Origin of the sequence: Saccharopolyspora sp. NPDC049357 (assembly GCF_040677225.1) — a bacterium.
Classification (GTDB): Bacteria; Actinomycetota; Actinomycetes; order Mycobacteriales; family Pseudonocardiaceae; genus Saccharopolyspora.
Window position 1 is genome coordinate 1 of record NZ_JBFAQJ010000041.1, and the last position, 16,585, is coordinate 16,585.

At 70.0% G+C, this 16,585-nt stretch carries 17 protein-coding genes; 6 read left to right on the plus strand and 11 right to left on the minus strand.

Annotated features, from left to right (window positions below):
* The coding region (locus tag AB0J91_RS26650) for an SDR family oxidoreductase (RefSeq protein ID WP_363874000.1) at positions 1–333 on the plus strand (333 nt) is incomplete at its 5' end.
* A 76-nt stretch (positions 334–409) separates the two neighbouring features.
* Here AB0J91_RS26650 and AB0J91_RS26655 read toward each other — a convergent pair.
* The 6 genes from AB0J91_RS26655 to AB0J91_RS26680 all read right to left on the minus strand — a co-directional run bounded on the left by AB0J91_RS26655 (position 410) and on the right by AB0J91_RS26680 (position 6,265).
* Positions 410–1,081: a helix-turn-helix domain-containing protein gene (locus AB0J91_RS26655; protein ID WP_363874003.1), complete on the minus strand. Its 672-nt coding sequence runs from the start codon at positions 1,079–1,081 to the stop codon at positions 410–412.
* 46 nt (positions 1,082–1,127) lie between these two features.
* Positions 1,128–2,084, minus strand: a complete 957-nt coding sequence (locus AB0J91_RS26660) for an alpha/beta hydrolase (RefSeq protein ID WP_363874006.1) — start codon at positions 2,082–2,084, stop codon at positions 1,128–1,130.
* Entirely contained in the window at positions 2,068–2,610 is a 543-nt protein-coding gene (locus AB0J91_RS26665) for a gamma carbonic anhydrase family protein (protein WP_363874009.1), read from the minus strand. The genes AB0J91_RS26660 and AB0J91_RS26665 overlap by 17 nt, the downstream gene beginning before the upstream one ends.
* 30 nt (positions 2,611–2,640) lie before the next feature.
* Positions 2,641–4,044, minus strand: a complete 1,404-nt coding sequence (locus AB0J91_RS26670) for a 2-hydroxycarboxylate transporter family protein (protein WP_363874012.1) — start codon at positions 4,042–4,044, stop codon at positions 2,641–2,643.
* Positions 4,045–4,166: 122 nt separating this feature from the next.
* On the minus strand, positions 4,167–5,030 hold the full coding sequence (locus AB0J91_RS26675; protein ID WP_363874015.1) for a hydroxymethylglutaryl-CoA lyase: 864 nt from the start codon (positions 5,028–5,030) through the stop codon (positions 4,167–4,169).
* A complete protein-coding gene (locus AB0J91_RS26680; protein ID WP_363874018.1) occupies positions 5,030–6,265 on the minus strand; it encodes a CaiB/BaiF CoA-transferase family protein in 1,236 nt (411 codons plus the stop codon). Before AB0J91_RS26680 ends, AB0J91_RS26675 begins: the two co-directional genes overlap by 1 nt.
* Positions 6,266–6,638: 373 nt before the next feature.
* Between AB0J91_RS26680 and AB0J91_RS26685 the strand changes: the two genes are divergently transcribed.
* Positions 6,639–6,764, plus strand: coding sequence for a hypothetical protein (locus AB0J91_RS26685; protein WP_363791396.1), 126 nt, complete (start codon positions 6,639–6,641; stop codon positions 6,762–6,764).
* Between the two features lie 185 nt (positions 6,765–6,949).
* Here AB0J91_RS26685 and AB0J91_RS26690 read toward each other — a convergent pair whose 3' ends face one another.
* The 5 genes from AB0J91_RS26690 to AB0J91_RS26710 all read right to left on the minus strand — a co-directional run bounded on the left by AB0J91_RS26690 (position 6,950) and on the right by AB0J91_RS26710 (position 11,732).
* Positions 6,950–7,744: an SDR family oxidoreductase gene (locus tag AB0J91_RS26690; protein ID WP_363874021.1), complete on the minus strand. Its 795-nt coding sequence runs from the start codon at positions 7,742–7,744 to the stop codon at positions 6,950–6,952.
* 3 nt (positions 7,745–7,747) lie between these two features.
* The gene (locus AB0J91_RS26695) at positions 7,748–9,097 is read right to left on the minus strand and encodes an MFS transporter (protein WP_363874024.1); all 1,350 of its coding nucleotides are present in this window, start codon (positions 9,095–9,097) and stop codon (positions 7,748–7,750) included.
* 97 nt (positions 9,098–9,194) lie between these two features.
* Positions 9,195–10,193: an alcohol dehydrogenase catalytic domain-containing protein gene (locus AB0J91_RS26700; RefSeq protein WP_363874027.1), complete on the minus strand. Its 999-nt coding sequence runs from the start codon at positions 10,191–10,193 to the stop codon at positions 9,195–9,197.
* 31 nt (positions 10,194–10,224) lie between these two features.
* Entirely contained in the window at positions 10,225–10,764 is a 540-nt protein-coding gene (locus AB0J91_RS26705) for a 2,4'-dihydroxyacetophenone dioxygenase family protein (protein WP_363791390.1), read from the minus strand.
* A 155-nt stretch (positions 10,765–10,919) separates the two neighbouring features.
* Positions 10,920–11,732, minus strand: coding sequence for an IclR family transcriptional regulator (locus AB0J91_RS26710; RefSeq protein ID WP_363874030.1), 813 nt, complete (start codon positions 11,730–11,732; stop codon positions 10,920–10,922).
* Positions 11,733–12,099: 367 nt separating this feature from the next.
* On the opposite strand from AB0J91_RS26710, the gene AB0J91_RS26715 reads away from it, so the two are divergent.
* The 4 genes from AB0J91_RS26715 to AB0J91_RS26730 all read left to right on the plus strand — a co-directional run bounded on the left by AB0J91_RS26715 (position 12,100) and on the right by AB0J91_RS26730 (position 16,581).
* Positions 12,100–13,452 (plus strand): MFS transporter, encoded by a 1,353-nt coding sequence (locus tag AB0J91_RS26715; RefSeq protein WP_363874033.1) that lies wholly within the window; start codon positions 12,100–12,102, stop codon positions 13,450–13,452.
* Between the two features lie 62 nt (positions 13,453–13,514).
* Positions 13,515–14,447, plus strand: a complete 933-nt coding sequence (locus tag AB0J91_RS26720; protein ID WP_363874036.1) for a 3-keto-5-aminohexanoate cleavage protein — start codon at positions 13,515–13,517, stop codon at positions 14,445–14,447.
* A gap of 11 nt (positions 14,448–14,458) precedes the next feature.
* Positions 14,459–15,439, plus strand: a complete 981-nt coding sequence (locus AB0J91_RS26725; RefSeq protein ID WP_363874039.1) for a 3-hydroxyacyl-CoA dehydrogenase family protein — start codon at positions 14,459–14,461, stop codon at positions 15,437–15,439.
* A gap of 50 nt (positions 15,440–15,489) precedes the next feature.
* Entirely contained in the window at positions 15,490–16,581 is a 1,092-nt protein-coding gene (locus tag AB0J91_RS26730; RefSeq protein ID WP_363874042.1) for a LacI family DNA-binding transcriptional regulator, read from the plus strand.
* Positions 16,582–16,585: the final 4 nt, after the last annotated feature.

Genomic DNA, 16,585 nt, shown 5'->3' on the forward strand with positions numbered 1-16,585 from the left:
GGTGCGACGAAGGCCGATCAGGCGCACCAGGTGCGGCTGCTGGCCGCGGAGCTGGGCGAGCACGGCATCCGGGTCAACGGCGTCAACCCCGACGGCGTGGTGCGGGGGTCGGGCATCTTCGCCGGCGGCTGGGGCGCGCAGCGCGCCGCGGTCTACGGCGTCGCGGAGGACGAACTCGGTGCGTTCTACGCGCAGCGCACCCTGCTCAAGCGCGAAGTGCTGCCCGAGCACATCGCCGCAGCGGTGTTCGCCCTCACCGGCGGTGAGCTGACCCGCACCACCGGGCTGCACGTGCCCGTCGACTCCGGCGTCGTCGGCGCGTTCCTGCGCTGAACGAACCGCACCCGGCTGCGGGGCCGGCGAACCCGGCCCCGCAGCGCCGGTCGCATGGTGATCGGCGCCCCGGCGATCAAGCGCGGTCGAGGGCTTCCGACAGCCGCGCGGCGGCGCCGATCACCGCATCGCCGTAGAGGGCGCCGGGGCCCGTGTCGCCGACCCGGAGCACGGGCGCGGAAACGCAGACCGCCGCGACCGTCTCACCCGACTGGCGGCGGACCGGGGCGCTGACCGAGCACAGGCCCGGTGTCCGCCGGGAGATGCTCTCAACCCATCCCGGAGCCGTCGTCGGTTCGGTGAGGACGATGGCGGCCGAGCCGCCCGCCGTCAGCGGGAGCAGCGTTCCGACCGGGACCGAGGCGCGAAGTTCGGCAGCGGAATCCACGCTCGCCAGGCACAGCCGGTGTTCGCATCGCCGAACCCAGATCTGCACGGTTTCCCCGGTCTCCTGCTGCAGGTCCGTCAGCACAGGGCTGGCGATCTGCTCGAGGAACGGGAGCGAGAACCGTGCTCCCAGGCGCAAGCGCCCGTCCTCGTCGCGGCTGAGCAGCCCGTGGGTCACCATCGACGTGACCAGGCGGTGCGCGGTCGGAACGGACAGTCCCAGGTACCGCGCGAGCTCCGATGCCGTCATCCGCTCCAGCTTGACGGCATCGAGCACGGCGACGGCCCGGTCCAGCACGCCCACCCCGGTGGACGGGATGACAGGCCCGGTTTCCGCCTCTGCGAGAGGATCGATCGTCACGTCTACAGGGTAGGGCGGGACCCGGAGGTGGGCGGGTGTGGAGTCGTCACTCATCGGTCCGCGCCGGGTCCGAACCGCTCGGCCCAGAGCTCTGCAGGTGCGCGCCGAAGAAGTCCGCCACGGAGGCGAAGTCGAACAGCACCTCCGCGTCGCCGCGTCCGGCGTTGCGCACGGCCCGTGCTGGTTGTTCGGCGATCAGTCGCCCCGCGTCGTGCAGGCCGGCGGTGTCGACGTCGTTCTCGTCGGCGGGGTTGAGGAAGGCGTGTCCGAAGCCGGTCACGGTGATCAGCTCGCTGTCGTTCCCGGCGGCCAGCAGCCTCTCGTGCAGACGGATGCTGTGCTGCGGGTTGACCAGGAGGTCCGCATCGCCGCAGCAGATCTGGAATGGCGGAGCGGGCCCGGCGACCTGCAGCAGCGGGCTCGCGGCTCGTGCCAGTTCGGGCAGGTCGGCCGGCCGACCGCCGAGCAGCAGCTCTTCCGGCGACGCGCCGCCCAGCGCGGGAATCGTGACGGACGGGCGCGGTGCCCCATCGGTGAGGTCCGTCAGCGGATAGGCGGTGGCGACCGCGCGGATCGGCACCGCCGGACCGTCCGGCTCCCCGGGCAATGCGGGGACGTGGGCCATCAGCCCGGCCAGCGCTGCGAGGTGCCCGCCGGCGGAGGCGCCCCACACGCCGATCGAACCTGAATCGAGGCCGAGCTCGGCGCCGTGGTGGTGCAGGTGGCGCAGCGCCGCCCGGACATCCCGCAGCTGGGCCGGGAAGGGAGCTTCGTGGCTGAGCCGGTACTCCAGCGAGGCGAGCGCGATTCCCCGCGAGGTCAGCGCGGTGATGTCGGCAGGCAGCCGCTTGCGGTCTCCGCGCATGAAGGCGCCGCCGTGCAGCCAGGCGACCACCGGGTGCGGTCCTGGCGCCGCGGGCAGGACCAGGTCGAGCATCAGGTCCCGCCCGCGGTGCCGGGCCACCACGACGTCCTGCGACGCGGTCCTAGCCGAGCGGGGCATCGGGCACCTCGGCGATCTCCCGGTGCTGCCGGGTGAGGTCCCGGTACACGGCGGCGTTGTGGCGCAGGTGTTCCAGCTCCGCGTCGCGCAGCTCCCGGCGCACCTCGGCCGGCACGCCTGCGACCAGGGACCGTGGTGGAACTTCCATGTTTTCGGGAACGAGCGCGTTCGCCGCGACCAAGGACTCGGCGCCGATGACGGCGCCGTTGAGCACGGTGGCGTTCATGCCGATGAGGCACCCGTCCTCGACGGTGCAGCCGTGCAGGACGGCACCGTGACCGACCGACACCCCGTCGCCGATCCGAGCCGGGGAGCCGGGATCGGCGTGCACCGTGGCACTGTCCTGCACGTTGCTGCCGACGCCGACTGAGACCGACTCGGTGTCGGCACGCAGGACCGCGCCGTAGAACACCCCGGTGCCGGCTCCGACGACCACCTCGCCGACGACCGTGCCGGTGTCGGCGACCCATGCGGTCGGGTCGACCTCGGGAGTCCGGCTTCCGATCGCCAGGACGTTCCGACGCATCGTGGTTCTCCTTCTTCTCGCGTTGCGGGGTCAGATGGCCGCGGCGAGCAGTGGTGCGATGAGCGAGGTCACGAACAGCACTACCGCTCCGCCGAGCCGGTTGGTCAGGGCGGCGAAGGGCATCAGGTGCATCCGGTCAGCGGCGCTGAGGACCGAGACGTCCCCGCTGCCGCCGGTGTCGGCCATGACCAGGCCCGGGGTGATCGCGGCCTCGACGAAGTAGAACTTGACCAGCCAGCCCAGCAGCCCCGAGGTCAGCGTCGCGACGATCACGGTGGCCGCGGTGAGCACCAGGAACATCGGGTCGCTGACCGCGGCCAGGACGTCGCCGATGTCGATGTAGGTCACGCTGACGGCGACCAGCAGGGCCGGCACGAACAGCGTCGTGGCCATCTCTCCCCAGCAGGTGCTCGACTCCTCGAGCTGCTTGGGGAGCAGACCGGCGATCTTGACGATCGCGGCGACGATGATCGTCCAAGCGTAGGGGTGCAGGAAGGGCAGCATCCCACCCAGCAGCTGGCCGAACACGAACAGCACGGCCGCGATCAGCAGCCCCTGGCCGAGAGCCACGAAGGTCGCCCCGTCGCGAGCGGGCCTGGTGTCGATCTGGATGTCGCGACGCTGGATCCGCATCAGCTGGCCGTGGCCGTTGAAGCCGACGAACAGTTGGCGCTCGCGCTTGCCCAGACCGTTGTAGATGCCGGCGACGAGGATGCACAGGATGTTGGCCACGACCACGGCCGACATGAGCTGCCCCATGAACGCGTCGGCGTTGCCGGCGGTCGCCCCGGCGTACATCTGCGACATCGGGACCGCGCCAATGCCCAGGCCTCCGGCCATGATCGGCGCGGCGATGAACAGGATTCCCCGCACGAAGCCGAATTTCAGCGCCGCGCCGAGTGCGCCGACCAGGAAGAAGGTCAGAGCGAGGCAGCCCAGCAGCGGGACCGCGAACCGCGGACCGGCCTTGAGCAGCAGCGTGCGCGGCATCCCGAGGATGCTGCCGGCGATGATCGTGATCACCAGGAAGTCCAGGAACCCGCTGTCCTCGACGAAGCCGGCGACCACGTCGGCGGCGATCTGCGGGAAGAACCCGGCGAACAGCAGGATCGCAGGCACGAAGGTGCACAGGATCGTCGGTAGGCCGAAGTCGCGCAGCACCGGTACGCGCTGACCGAGCCACATCAGCAGTCCGCCGCACAGCATCGTGATGGCGAACCCGGACAGCAGGGAGCTGGGCAGGTTGTCGGTGAGGGCGGCGATCAGCACGATCGCGGCGGCGCACAGGAACAGGAGCGGCGGAAGCCCGGCCAGCCGCGGGCCGCGCAGCAGTCGAGGGGTGGACTCGTCGGCGGCAGCGCTGTCCGAGTGCGAGGGGCTCTCGGACGCGTCGCCCGGCCGGGTGGTCGAAGCGCTGTCGGGAATCGAGGACATCGTTGTCTCCCGGAAGGAACACCGGCCGTGGCGGCCGATGTGAGCAGCAGAGGTTACCCGCGACATCGCGGGATCGTGCGACGTGCGACGGCCCGGGACGGGCCGACCAAGGACGTGCCGGGTCAGCCGATCGGGCTTCCCCGGCGCAACGCCTCCTCGACGACGGCGGCGGCCTCCGCGAGGCGGGCGTCGTCGATGCCGGTGTCGATCCCCTGGGAGTGGAGGTGGTCGACCAGGGTTTCGGTGGCGATGTTGCCGTGGGCGCCGGGAGCGAACGGGCAACCTCCGTAGCCTCCGGTGGCGGCGTCGAAGCGGGTGACGCCCAGATCGAGGGCGATGTCGACGGTGCGGAGCGCCTGCCCGAGGGCGTCGTGCAGGTGCAGCCCGATCTCCGCGTCCGGGACGACCTCGCGAACGGTTCCCACCGCGCGGCCGACGTGCTGCGGGTCGGCGGTGCCGATGGTGTCGGCGAATCCGAGGCGGGTCACGCCGATCCGCGCGTAGGCCTCGGCGATCGCGGCCAGCCGGGACGGCTCGATCTCGCCGTCGAACGGGCAGACGAACGCCGTGGCGACACCACCGGTGAACCGGACGTGGGGGTGGTCGTCGACCACGCCCCGCAGATCGTCGAGCGCGTCCTGCACACCTCGGCCGGCGTTGGCCCGGCTGTGGCCCTCACCGGCGGAAACGACCAGGCACACGTCGGTCACTCCGGCGGCGGCCGCGCGCTGCACGCCCTTGCGGTTGAGGGCGAGCGCGCTCCACCGGACACCTGCGGGCAGCGGAAGGGACGCGACGAGCTCCTCGGCACCGGCCATCTGCGGCACCCGGGCCGGGTTGACGAACGAGGCGGCCTCGATGCTGGTGAGTCCGGCCGCGACCAGCGCCTCGGCGATCTTCAGCCGATCGGCCACCGACACGACGACCGGTTCGTCCTGCAGACCGTCGCGCATGACGACGTCGGTGATGTGGACCTGGACGGCCATCAGATGACCCCCCGCTCGCGCAGGGCAGCGAGTCGTTCGACCCGCAAGCCGAGCACCCCGCTGAGCACCTCGTCGGTGTGCTCGCCGAGTTCCGGCCCGGCCCAGCGGAGCTCGCCCGGCGCACCGGGAACCCGCGGCACCACGCCGGGAAAGCGGATCTCCTCCGGCTCGTCGTCCACGACCACCTTCAACGGCCGCAGCATGCCGCGGGCCAGGACGTGCGGATCCTCGGCGATCGCGGTCGCGTCGTGCACCGGGCCGACCGGTACCCCGGCCGCACCGAGGACCTCGACGACCTCGGGTGCGCTGTGCCGACCGGTCCACTCGCTGATCGAACCGTCCAACTCGACCTCGCGCGCGTACCGGGCGTCGCCGTCGGCCAGCGTCGGGTCCTCGGCCAGATCCGTTCTCCCGATCGCGGTCATCAGCCGGGTGAACGCGCCGCTGGAGTTGCCGGCGATCACCACGGACTGCCCATCGGCGGTCGGGTATACGCCGCTGGGCACGACCCCGGGAAGGTTCCCGGCGGTGCGCTGGCGCACGGTGCCGTAGGCGTCCAGATCGGGAACCAAGGACTCCATGGCCATGAAAACAGATTCGTAGAGGGCGACGTCGGCGACGCGAGGCCCGTCGTGCGGGCGCCCGTTGGCCCGTGCCAGCAGCAGCATCAGGGCACCCACAGCGCCGTAGAGCCCGGCGAGCGCGTCACCGATCGGAGCGGCGGGGCGCACCGGCGCCCGGTCAGCGTGTCCGGTGACGTGCCGCAGCCCCGCGAAGGCTTCGGCCACTCCGCCGAAACCGGCGCGGTCCCGGTACGGGCCCGTCTGCCCGTAGCCGGAGATCCGCACCAGGACCACGTCGGGGTTCGCCTCGCTCAGCTCCACCGGTCCGAGGCCCCATCGTTCGAGCGTGCCGGGGCGGAAGTTCTCGATCACCACGTCCGTCTTCCGGACGAGGTCGAGGACCAGCTGGCGCCCCTCGTCCGTGCGCAGGTCGAGGGTCAACGACTTCTTGTTCCGCGCCACGGTCCGGAACATCATCGAGGTCTTGCCCCGGCTCCGCCGCCATCCACGGAGCTCGTCACCGACGCCAGGGCGCTCGATCTTCACGACCTCGGCGCCGAAGTCAGCGAAGATCCTGCTCGCGAACGGTGCGGCGATGAAGTTGCCGAGCTCGAGCACGCGGAATCCGGAAAGCGGTGGATCAACCTGCACCGCGATCTCCGTGGGGGTCATCAGCCCTCCCAAGATGTTCTCGTTATTTGAGTAACACGTACTCAGTGTGCGAGAACCATAGCGGCGCGGTCGCAATCGGAGCAATAGCCGGGTTCGGAGTCGACACCGCGGGCGCGCAGGGCCTCAGCGGCCTCTGGCTTCGCCGGAGTCGGCGGGACGGCGGCGCCACGAGACGATCCGGTGTGTTCTGCGTCGCTGTGCCGCTGGTGAGGTCCGGGTTTCAGGCCGAATGTTGATCAGACCGCGCGTGATCGCCGAAATGTCGGGACTTTCGGCACATGTCGGCGTTGCGTCCAGGCGCTTCACTACTGACAGCACCCCGGCCAATCGCGGTTGGGGCATCACCGACGACTCAGGGGTCAGGGGGCGCAGCATGACCACACCGCAGCACGGCGCAGGAACCAGGATCGCGATCGACTGGACCACCCTCAGCATCGGACTCGTCATGCTGCTGGTCCTCGCCACGGTGATGCTGTCCGTGTTCGTCGTCGGCGCCTAGCTCTGAGCAGCGGACATCATCGAGCCCGACCGGCTCCGAAAGATCAACCCCGTGGGGAAATCCTGATTCCGCGTGAACCGCGTGCGCGGACTTCGTCGAGGTGTCCCAGCTGCTGGCCTGGGACGCACCTGAGCGGCCAGCAGCTGGGACGTGACGGAGCCGCCCGGGGCGTTCGCGGGCTGGATCTAGCGTGCCAGCCAACCGCCGTCGACGGTCAGGACGCTGCCGGTGACATAACCGGAGGCGGATGAGGCCAGGTAGACGACGGCTCCGGCGAGGTCGTCGGCGTTGCCCCACCGGTCGGCCGGCATCCTGTCCCGCATCGCCTCGTACTTGGTCGCGTCTTGTTGGTGCGCCGCGGTGAAGTCGGTGAGCATGTAGCCCGGGGCGATGGCGTTGACGCGCACGCCGTGCGCGGTCCACTCGTTGGCCAGTGCCCGGGTGAGGCCCAGCAGCCCGTGCTTGGAGGCCGCGTACGCGGGGACCTCGACTCCGCCTTGGAAGCTGTTGATCGAGGCTATGTTGATCACGCTTCCCGGTGTGCTCGTCTCGGTGAGCGCTTGTGCGAAGGCCTGGGCCAGCACGAACGGTGTGGTCAGGTTCAGGTCGATCACCGCGTGCCAGTCCTCGGCCCTGGTGCGCATCGCCGGACCGCGACGGATCGTGCCCGCGTTGTTGACGAGCACGCTGGTGTCCGGCGCCGCGCTGAGCGCCTGGCCGATCAGCTCCTGGGCGGCCGCAGGACTCAGCGATCGCAGGTCGGCCTGGTGCGGGTGGCACAGCGCTCCGCGCGACTCGACTTCCCTCGCCAGTTCGGCGAGCGGTGCGGCGTCGAGGGCGACGATGTCGGCGCCGGCTTCCGCGAGGGCGAGCGCCATCGCTCTGCCGAGCCCTCTGGCCGCACCCGTGACGATGGCGGTGCGCCCGTGCAGGCGGAAGAGGTCCAGTGAGCTGGGCGGCCGGTCTTCGGATGGTTGCATCGGTCAGTGGCTCCCGAGCTCGTCGAGCGTCCGGTCGTGGCGCAGGGAGGATCCGGCCGTCTCCTTGGCGGCGGCGACGGCGACCAGCGTGATCACCGCGGCGATCGCGAGGTAGATGCTGACCGCGGTGGTGTTGCGCTCGTCGACGGTTCCGAGCAGGGCGACGGAGATCATCGGCGCGAGGCCGCCGGCGAACACCGATGCCAGCTGGTAGCCCAGCGACGCGCCGCTGTAGCGGACGGTCGTGCCGAACAACTCGGAGAACAGCGCGGCCTGGGGTGCGTACATGAAGGTCGTGAAGCTCAGGCCGATCACGATGGCCAGCGTGATCATCAGCGGGTCGCCGGTGTCGACCATCGGGAAGAACACGAAGCCCCAGATCCCGGTGCCGATCGCGCCGATGAGGTAGAGCGGGCGGCGTCCGACCCGATCCGACAGCGCGCCGATGACGGGAGTCAGGACGAGCTGGGCCGCGGAGCCTGCCAGGACGCCGACGATGGCCACGGACTTGGGCATGTGCATGTAGGTCACCAGGTAGGTGAGCACCACGATCGAGAAGATGTAGTAGGCGATGTTCTCGGTCATGCGCAGCCCCATCGCGATGAGCACCTCGCGGGGGTAGTTGCGGATGACCTGCAGCAGCGGAGCGCGCTTGTCGGGCTCGGCTTCGCGAACGGCCTTGGCCTCGGCGAAGATCGGGGATTCCTCGATGCTGAGCCGGACCCACATGCCGATGAGCACCAGCAATGCGCTGAGCAGGAACGGGATTCGCCATCCCCACGCCTGGAAGTCCTGGTCGGACTGGACCGCGGCGAGCACCCACAGCACCGCCGCCGACAGCAGGTTGCCCGCCGGAACGCCGGCCTGGGGCCATGAGGACCAGAACCCGCGTCGGGTGTCGTCGCCGTGCTCGGCAGCCATGAGAACGGCGCCGCCCCACTCGCCGCCGACCGCGAATCCTTGCAGCATGCGGCAGGTCAGCAGCAGCAGGGGAGCGGCGATGCCGACGGTGGCGTAGGTCGGCAGGAGGCCGATCGCGAAGGTCGCGGCGCCCATGAGCAGGAGGCTGACGACCAGCATGGTCTTGCGGCCGAGCTTGTCACCGAAGTGCCCGAAGATGATGCCGCCCAGCGGGCGGGCGACGAATCCGATCGCGTAGGTGCCGAAGGCGAGCATGGTCGCCGCAGCTGGTTCGGATTCGGGGAAGAACAGCGGTCCGAACACCAGCGCGGCGGCGGATCCGTAGAGGAAGAAGTCGTACCACTCGATCGCGGTGCCGATCAGGCTCGCGAACACGACCTTGCCGATCGACGTGCGCGATGAGGTGCGCGTGGTGGTGCCGTTTCTGGCCATGGTGTCTCCTCCTTGAAACGCCGGCCCATGCGTGCAATGAATTGAGTTGGGACGGAACTGATCGGGGAATGGCGGGGTGTCACATCGCGTGCCTGGTTCAGGGAACGAGCACGGCCTTGAAAACCTCAGCCGCCGCAGCTGTTTCCAGCGCCCGGACGCCCTCGGAAAGGGGGAAGGTCGTGACCAGGGAGGACCACGGATCCGGGTCGGCCGCCAGGGTCCTCATGGCGTCGCGGTAATCCACCGCCAGCGAGCCGTAGCTGCCCTGCAGTCGAATTTCGTTGCGGGTCAGCACGTTCACGTCCGGATCTGTGGTACCGCCGAACAGCGCCGGAACCACCACGGTTCCACCGGATCTGATCTGGTGCACCGCCGCGTTGAGCGCTTGGGACGATCCCGACGCCTCGACCCAACCGCCGGGACGCGTCCCGGAACTCTCGCCGGCGACCCTGGTCTCCAGTCCCAACGAGGCGGCGACCGCGAGCCGTTGCCGACGGTCTCGCTCGGCGCCCACCAGCACCACGCGGTGGCCGCGTTGTCGCAGCAGCAGGGCGATCATCAGACCGATCGGACCTGGACCGCTGACCACCGCGTCGTGGGCGGCGTCGGCGCGCTCGAGGTGCTTGACCGCCCGGAGCGCCACCGAGAGCGGCTCGGTGAGCACCAGCGTGCTCGCGGGCAGGTCGACCTCGACCGGAACGAGCCGCCGTTGGTCGATGGTGAAGTACTCCGCCGCCGCCCCGTCGAAGGACAACCCGAGCACCGTCCGGTCCGGGCAGATCTGCCGGAGACCTTCGTGGCAGGTCGGGCAGTCTCCGCAGCCGTCGATGGACACGGGCACGGCTCGGCGCCCGACCCATCCTCGATCGGCCCCCGGGCCGACGGCGACCACTTCGCCGATCGCCTCGTGCCCCAGCGTCACCGGTGTCCGCACCCAGTCGTAGCCCGCTTCCTGGCGCCACGCGTGGACGTCGCTGCCGCACAGCCCGCACGCCTCCGTGCGCACCAGCACGTGCCCGGCGGGCGGGCGGGGGATCTCCCGCCCGCCGACACCGGCGTCCTCGGGAAGGCCGCTGCGCTTGACCAGCGCGTTCATGGTCCCGTCCGAGAGAGGCGCTGCTGCGGGCTCAGCGGATGAACTGGTCGACATAGTCCGCGCCGAGACCCACGGCCGCGTAGTGCTCGCGCGCGGCTTCGAGCTTGGTGAACACGTCCTCGACACCGACCGGGTTGCCGTCCGGGTCGACGTAGATGTAGGCGCCGGTGACGTGGAACATGGTCACCATCTCCTGCACGCCGTCGGGCACCTCGAGGGTGTGGATGTCGCCCGGCGGCTCGAAGGCGTAGCTGCCTTCCTCGGCCCACCAGTCGTGCTCCAGGTAGTGCCAACGGCCCTTGAGCGTGGTCGCGTGCACCGGTCCCGCGTGCCGGTGGCGGGACAGGATGCCCGTCTTGCGGACCCGGAGGATGTTGACGAAGTAGCCCTGGCTCACCGACAGCAGCAGCGGCCGGAAGGTCACGTCCGGAGCCTGGGGGACCCACAACCGCTCATCGCAGTCCAGGCCCAGGACCTGCGGAACCACCAGGTCCTCGAGCATGCCGTAGGGCTTCTCGCCGCGGTACGGCACTGCGGCGTCCTGCTGCGGTCGTTCTGACGTCGTGCTCATGCACCCCTCCTCGAAAACGTCCGGCGGGAACCGGCGTTGGTGTTGCGGAGAAGTGATACGTCCGCCGCCGGCGATGCGGCGGAAAAGCTCCCGAACGTCCCACGAGGCGGTTCAAAGATGTCCGCATCGTGATAAGAGGAGGGTTTGGTTCCGATTCAGGACGGCTCCTGCGACCGAGCCCTGCCCGCTCGCGGGGTGCTGAGGTCGCCGATCTGCTGCGCCGCTCGCCGCACCACCTCGGCGAGGACCGGCTGACGGTCCCTGTTGAGGATCTCTTCGGGCGAACCCGCGATCGACACGGCCGCCAAGCAGCGGCCGTCGGCGGCCCAGATCGGCGCGCCGATCGCGGCGATGCCGATGGTGTTGTCCTCGGAGCTGACCGCGAACCCGTTGGCCCGCACCTTCCGCACCAGCGCCTCGATGTCGGCCAGACGCCGGGGAGTCCGCTGGGTGAAGGCCTCGGCCTCGCCCCCGCGCTCCTTCACGTGCTCGCGCCAACGCTGGTAGAGCGCCTCGCCGCCGAAGGCGAGCAGCACCCGTGCCCCGGCTCCGGCGTGCAACGGCAGCGAGCCGCCGAACTGGAGGCCGAAGCTGAGCAGTTCGCGTCCGTCGATGCGCTCCACGCACACGGCACGCAGCCCGCGCAGGACGTGGAGGTAGACCGTCAACCCGGTCTCGGTCCGCAACGCCCGGAGGACGGGCGCCGCGAGCCGGTGCTCGATGCCGTGCTCGACCGCCGCCCGGCCGAGCTGCATGAGCGTGAGCCCCAGCGCGTAACGACCGCGCTTGGTGGTCTCCTCGACCCAACCCATCTCCTGCAGAGTGGCGAGCACGCGGTAGATCGTGGTCCGCGGTTCACCGGTCGCCTCAGCGAGCTCGACAACGGTCTGCGGGCCCCGGTACGCCAGCGCTTCCATGAGCGCACCGGCCTTCTCGATGACCCTGACACCGCCGGTGGGCGACCCCATGCTCGTGTCCCTCCTGGCTGAGATGGACCAGCAACTTACCACGATGCGGACATCGAACCTGAGGGTCTCGTGGCGCGCGTGAACACCGTTTCCGCAGCGCTGCAGCGGTGGCCACCAACGACCGGGCCGCGGGCGAAGTCCGGCAGAGCCGCGACCGTCTCCTCAGGTCCGATGGGCGCCAGGCGCGCGAGGTTAACGTTGCTTAAGGCGAGAGGCCGTACTTAGCGTGCGTCACACGTCGCCGCTCGAAGTGCCGGGCGGCCGACTCCGATCCGGTTGACGTTCGCCCGATGCCGAAGCTCGCCGGGACTCGAAGCGGGCACCGCGGCACGACCTACACGCCCACGCAACGAGGAAAGGGACAACGATGTCCTCCACTTCCGAGAGTTCGTCCGCGGTGCACGCTGCGGAGGACCCGCGCCTGACGCGGTTGATCACCCGCAAGCTGATGCCGCTGCTGATGATCGCCTACGTCATCTCCTTCATCGACCGCACGAACATCGGACTCGCGAAGTCCCACCTGGAGGCCGATCTCGGTATCTCGGCGGCGGCGTTCGGGCTGGGCGCGGGCCTGTTCTTCCTCGCGTACTCGTTGTGCGAGGTGCCCAGCAACTTCATGATGCACCGCTTCGGGGCGCGGTTCTGGATCACGCGGATCATGGTCACCTGGGGACTGCTCTCGGCAGGCATGGCATTCGTGCAGGGGGAGACCTCGTTCTACGTGATGCGGGTGCTCCTGGGCATCGCCGAGGCCGGTTTCTTCCCGGGAGTCATGCTCTACCTGACCTACTGGTTCACCCGCCGCCAGCGCGCCGCGGCGATGGGCATGTTCCTCGCCGCGGTTCCGGTCGCCAACATCATCGGCGCACCGCTGGGCGGAGCGATCCTCGGGCTCGATGGTGCCGCCGGTCTGCACGGCTGGCAGTGGATGTTCATCGTGGAGGGGCTGCCTGCGGTCTTCCTCGCGGTGGTCGTCTGGAAGCTGCTGCCCAACGGTCCGCGTGATGCGAAGTGGCTCAGCGAGGAGCAGGCCGGTCGGCTCGAGGCGCACCTCAAGGCCGAGCAGGAGGCCGGTGCCGCGGAATCCGGCACCCACTCCTTCGCCGGTGTGCTCCGGGACAAGTTCATCGTGATGGCCATCGCGATCTACTTCTGCCACCAGATCGCGGTCTACAGCCTCACCTACTTCCTGCCCACGATCATCGATTCGTGGGGCGAGATGAGCAGCTTCACCATCGGCCTGATCACCGCCCTGCCGTGGTTGGCCTCGGCGGCCGGTGCTCTCCTGGTGCCGCGCTACGCGACCAACGCCGCGCGCTCCCGCAGCATCCTGGTAGGTGGCCTCGCGGCGATGACGGTCGGATTGCTGATCGCTGCGGTCGCACCGGCCATCGTCGCGCTGCTGGGCTTCTGCCTGACCGCCGCGTGCTTCTTCGTCGTGCAGCCGATCATGTTCGCGGTGCCCTCCACCCGCTTGTCCGGTGCGACGCTGGCCGGTGGGATCGCGCTGATGAACACCCTCGGCATCCTCGGCGGGTTCGTCGGTCCCTACGTGATGGGACTGCTGGAGGAAGCGACCGGCAGCGCGGTGTCAGGGCTGTGGTTCGTCGCCGCACTCGTGGCGATCGGTGCCGTCCTCGGACTCGGATTCCCCAAGCGCGACCCGCTCGTTGAGGGGCGTGCCACGAAGCCGGATCAGCAGACCGCGGACCGGGAGTGATCCGGTTTGCGGGGCGTTGCCGGGGATCTTGTCCGACACTGAAATCAATCTGAGAGGTACCCATGCCTGCGGCCAGGAAAGTCATCATCACCAGCGCCGTCACCGGTGCGATCCACACGCCGTCGATGTCGAAGCACCTGCCGGTGTCGGCGCAGGAGATCGCCGAAGCCGCGATCGGCGCTGCCGAGGCCGGTGCCGCGGTCGTGCACATGCACGCCAGGGATCCCGAGGACGGCCGCCCGTCGCAGAACCCCGAGCACTTCGCGCCGATCCTGGACTCGCTCAAGCGCAACACCGACGCGGTCATCAACCTCACCACCGGCGGTTCCCCGCACATGACGGTCGCCGAGCGGATGCGGCCCGCGGTGGAGTTCAAACCCGAACTGGCGTCGCTGAACATGGGCTCGATGAACTTCGGGCTGTACCCGATGCTCGACCGGTTCAAGGAGTTCGAGCACGACTGGGAGCGGGAGAACCTGGAGAACAGCCGCGATCTGGTCTTCAAGAACACCTTCGCCGACATCGAGACCATCCTCGAGCTCGGCCGCGCGAACGGCACGCGCTTCGAGTTCGAGTGCTACGACATCTCGCACCTGAACAACCTCGCGCACTTCCAGGGCCGCGGACTCACCGACGGCCCGCTGTTCGTCCAGTCCGTCTTCGGTCTGCTGGGCGGTATCGGGGCGCACCCCGAGGACCTCATGCACATGCGCCGCACGGCCGACCGGCTGCTCGGTGCGGACTACCAGTGGTCCGTGCTGGGTGCCGGGCGCAACCAGATGCCGCTGGCCAGCATCGGCGCCGCGATGGGCTCGCACGTGCGCGTCGGCCTGGAGGACTCGCTGTGGATCGGGCCCGGGCAGCTGGCGGAGAGCAACGCCCAGCAGGTCACGCGCATCCGCACGGTCTTGGAGGCGCTCAACCTCGAGGTCGCCACGCCCGACGAGGCTCGCGAGATGCTGCAGCTCAAGGGCCGCTCGGCCGTGGGCTTCTGATGGGCGGGCAGATGGCGAACCACGACGTGCGCGTCGCGGTGGTCGGCGCCGGGTACATGGGCGGCGGTATCGCCCAGTCCTTTTCGGCTCGCGGCATCGACTGCGTCGTCGTCGACGAGTCGGCGCAGCGGTCGCGGGAGCGGGTGCGGGAGCTGCACGAGGAGGCGGACGAGTTCGCCGCTGACGGGCTGCTCCCCGCAGCGATGGCCGACGCCGTTCGGGCCCACCTGCGCGCTGCCGAGTCGCTCGACTCGGCGCTGGTCGACGTCAACTACGTCGCCGAGGTGGTCCCCGAGCGGATCGAGGTGAAAAGGACGGTCCTGGAACGGATCTCGACCGCAGTCGGACCGGAGGTCGTGATCGGGACGAACACCTCGGCGATCCCGATCGGGGAGCTGGCCACGAGTGTGACCGCGCCCGAGCGGTTCCTCGGGGTGCACTGGATGAACCCGGCTCCCTTCGTGCCCAGCGTCGAGGTCATCTCGGGAGTCCGGACGAGTCCGTCGGTGGTCGAGGACGTCGTTGGCTTCCTGCGCGCCATCGGGAAGGTGCCGACCGTGGTCGGCGACTCCCCGGGGTTCGTCGCGAACCGGCTCCAGTACGCGCTGTTCCGGGAGGCCGCGCGCCTGGTGGAGGACGGCGTGGCCGACCCGGCTCAGGTCGACGAGGTCGTCCGCAACTCCTTCGGCTTCCGGCTGCCGTTCTTCGGCCCGTTCGCCATCGCCGACATCGCCGGCCTCGACGTGTACCGCGACGGGTTCACGACGCTGGAAGCCGCCTACGGCGACCGCATCGGCACCCCGCGCATGCTCGTCGACCAGGTCGAACGGGGACGGCACGGGCTCAAGACCGGGCAGGGCTTCTACGAGTTCGACGACGGCGTCGGCACCGACGTGGCCCGCTACCGCGATCGCGCCTACGCCGGGCTCGACCGGCTGCGCCAGGAACTCGGGGAGATCGATCTCGTCGAGCGGCGCGACCAGCTGCGGTGAGGGCTCGGCCTGCGCTGTCCCCCGAGGCGAACGGAGAGGAGGCTACCGGCATGAAGTCGAGCAACCACGGGCGCAAGACGGGCGTCCGAGCCCTCCGGGTCTCCGCCGCGGACGTCGCCAGGGAAGCCGGGGTCACCCCGGCCACGGTCTCCTACGTCTTCAACGGCCGTGGCGGTGTGTCCGCCGAGATGCGCCAACGCGTGCTGCGGATCGCGCGCGAGATGGGCTACCCGCTCGAACGCCACCACGCCAAGCTCGACGCCGACCGCACCCGCGTGCTCGGTCTGGTCCTGGCCCACATCGACAACCCCTTCTACGCCGACGTCGCGGCAGGCACCATCGACGCGGCACGCGGCCAGGACTACGAGGTCTTCCTCGCCCACACCCAGGAGAGCCCGGAGACGCTGGCGAGCGTCGTCGAGGCGATGATCACCCGGCGCGTCGACGGCATCGTGCTCACGGTGCTGCACCCCGACGACGGCGGGATCGTCCGGCGGCTGCGCCGGGCCAGGATGCCCTTCGTGCAGTTGATCCGCCGGATCCCCGACCTGCCCGCGGACTTCATCGGCATCGACGACGTCTCAGCGGCCGAGGAGATCCTGCGCCACGTCGTCGAGCACGGGTACACCGACCTCGCGGTGGTGACCGGACCGCACAACTCGTCGTCGTCGGGCAGCAGGGCGGAGGCGTTCGTCGCCACGGCGCAGCGGCTCGGCGCCCCGGTGCCGTCGCACCGCCGGTTCACCACGAGCCTCACCGCCGAAGGCGGCAACCACGCGGCCCAGCACCTGATCGAAACCGGCGATGTTCCCCGCGCGATCGTCTGCGGATCGGACGCGATCGCCTCCGGCGTGATCGGAAGCCTGCGCGGGAACGGGATCAGGATCCCCGAGGACGTCGCCGTCACCGGCATCGACGGGGTCTTCCCGCCCGCCTCGATGCTGGCCGAGCTGACCACCATCTGCGTTCCCCGCCGGCACATGGCGGAGTTGGCCGTCGACCAGCTCATCCGCCGGATCGATGGCGCGGGAGGGCCCACCCGCGAATCCATCCGGCCCTACGAACTCCACATCGGCACCACCTGCGGTTGTCCACCGCATGCGATCCCCCCGGTGCCCGGCGCGCTCGCCCGCGCCACCTGAACCT

Coding starts and splice junctions, on each gene's coding strand:
- AB0J91_RS26660 (WP_363874006.1), bottom strand. CDS start 2,084: ATGCCCCGCTCGGCTAGGACCGCGTCGCAGGACGTCGTGGTGGCCCGG.
- AB0J91_RS26665 (WP_363874009.1), bottom strand. CDS start 2,610: ATGCGTCGGAACGTCCTGGCGATCGGAAGCCGGACTCCCGAGGTCGAC.
- AB0J91_RS26670 (WP_363874012.1), bottom strand. CDS start 4,044: ATGTCCTCGATTCCCGACAGCGCTTCGACCACCCGGCCGGGCGACGCG.
- AB0J91_RS26675 (WP_363874015.1), bottom strand. CDS start 5,030: ATGGCCGTCCAGGTCCACATCACCGACGTCGTCATGCGCGACGGTCTG.
- AB0J91_RS26680 (WP_363874018.1), bottom strand. CDS start 6,265: ATGACCCCCACGGAGATCGCGGTGCAGGTTGATCCACCGCTTTCCGGA.
- AB0J91_RS26685 (WP_363791396.1), top strand. CDS start 6,639: ATGACCACACCGCAGCACGGCGCAGGAACCAGGATCGCGATCGACTGG.
- AB0J91_RS26690 (WP_363874021.1), bottom strand. CDS start 7,744: ATGCAACCATCCGAAGACCGGCCGCCCAGCTCACTGGACCTCTTCCGC.
- AB0J91_RS26695 (WP_363874024.1), bottom strand. CDS start 9,097: ATGGCCAGAAACGGCACCACCACGCGCACCTCATCGCGCACGTCGATC.
- AB0J91_RS26700 (WP_363874027.1), bottom strand. CDS start 10,193: ATGAACGCGCTGGTCAAGCGCAGCGGCCTTCCCGAGGACGCCGGTGTC.
- AB0J91_RS26705 (WP_363791390.1), bottom strand. CDS start 10,764: ATGAGCACGACGTCAGAACGACCGCAGCAGGACGCCGCAGTGCCGTAC.
- AB0J91_RS26710 (WP_363874030.1), bottom strand. CDS start 11,732: ATGGGGTCGCCCACCGGCGGTGTCAGGGTCATCGAGAAGGCCGGTGCG.
- AB0J91_RS26715 (WP_363874033.1), top strand. CDS start 12,100: ATGTCCTCCACTTCCGAGAGTTCGTCCGCGGTGCACGCTGCGGAGGAC.
- AB0J91_RS26720 (WP_363874036.1), top strand. CDS start 13,515: ATGCCTGCGGCCAGGAAAGTCATCATCACCAGCGCCGTCACCGGTGCG.
- AB0J91_RS26725 (WP_363874039.1), top strand. CDS start 14,459: ATGGCGAACCACGACGTGCGCGTCGCGGTGGTCGGCGCCGGGTACATG.
- AB0J91_RS26730 (WP_363874042.1), top strand. CDS start 15,490: ATGAAGTCGAGCAACCACGGGCGCAAGACGGGCGTCCGAGCCCTCCGG.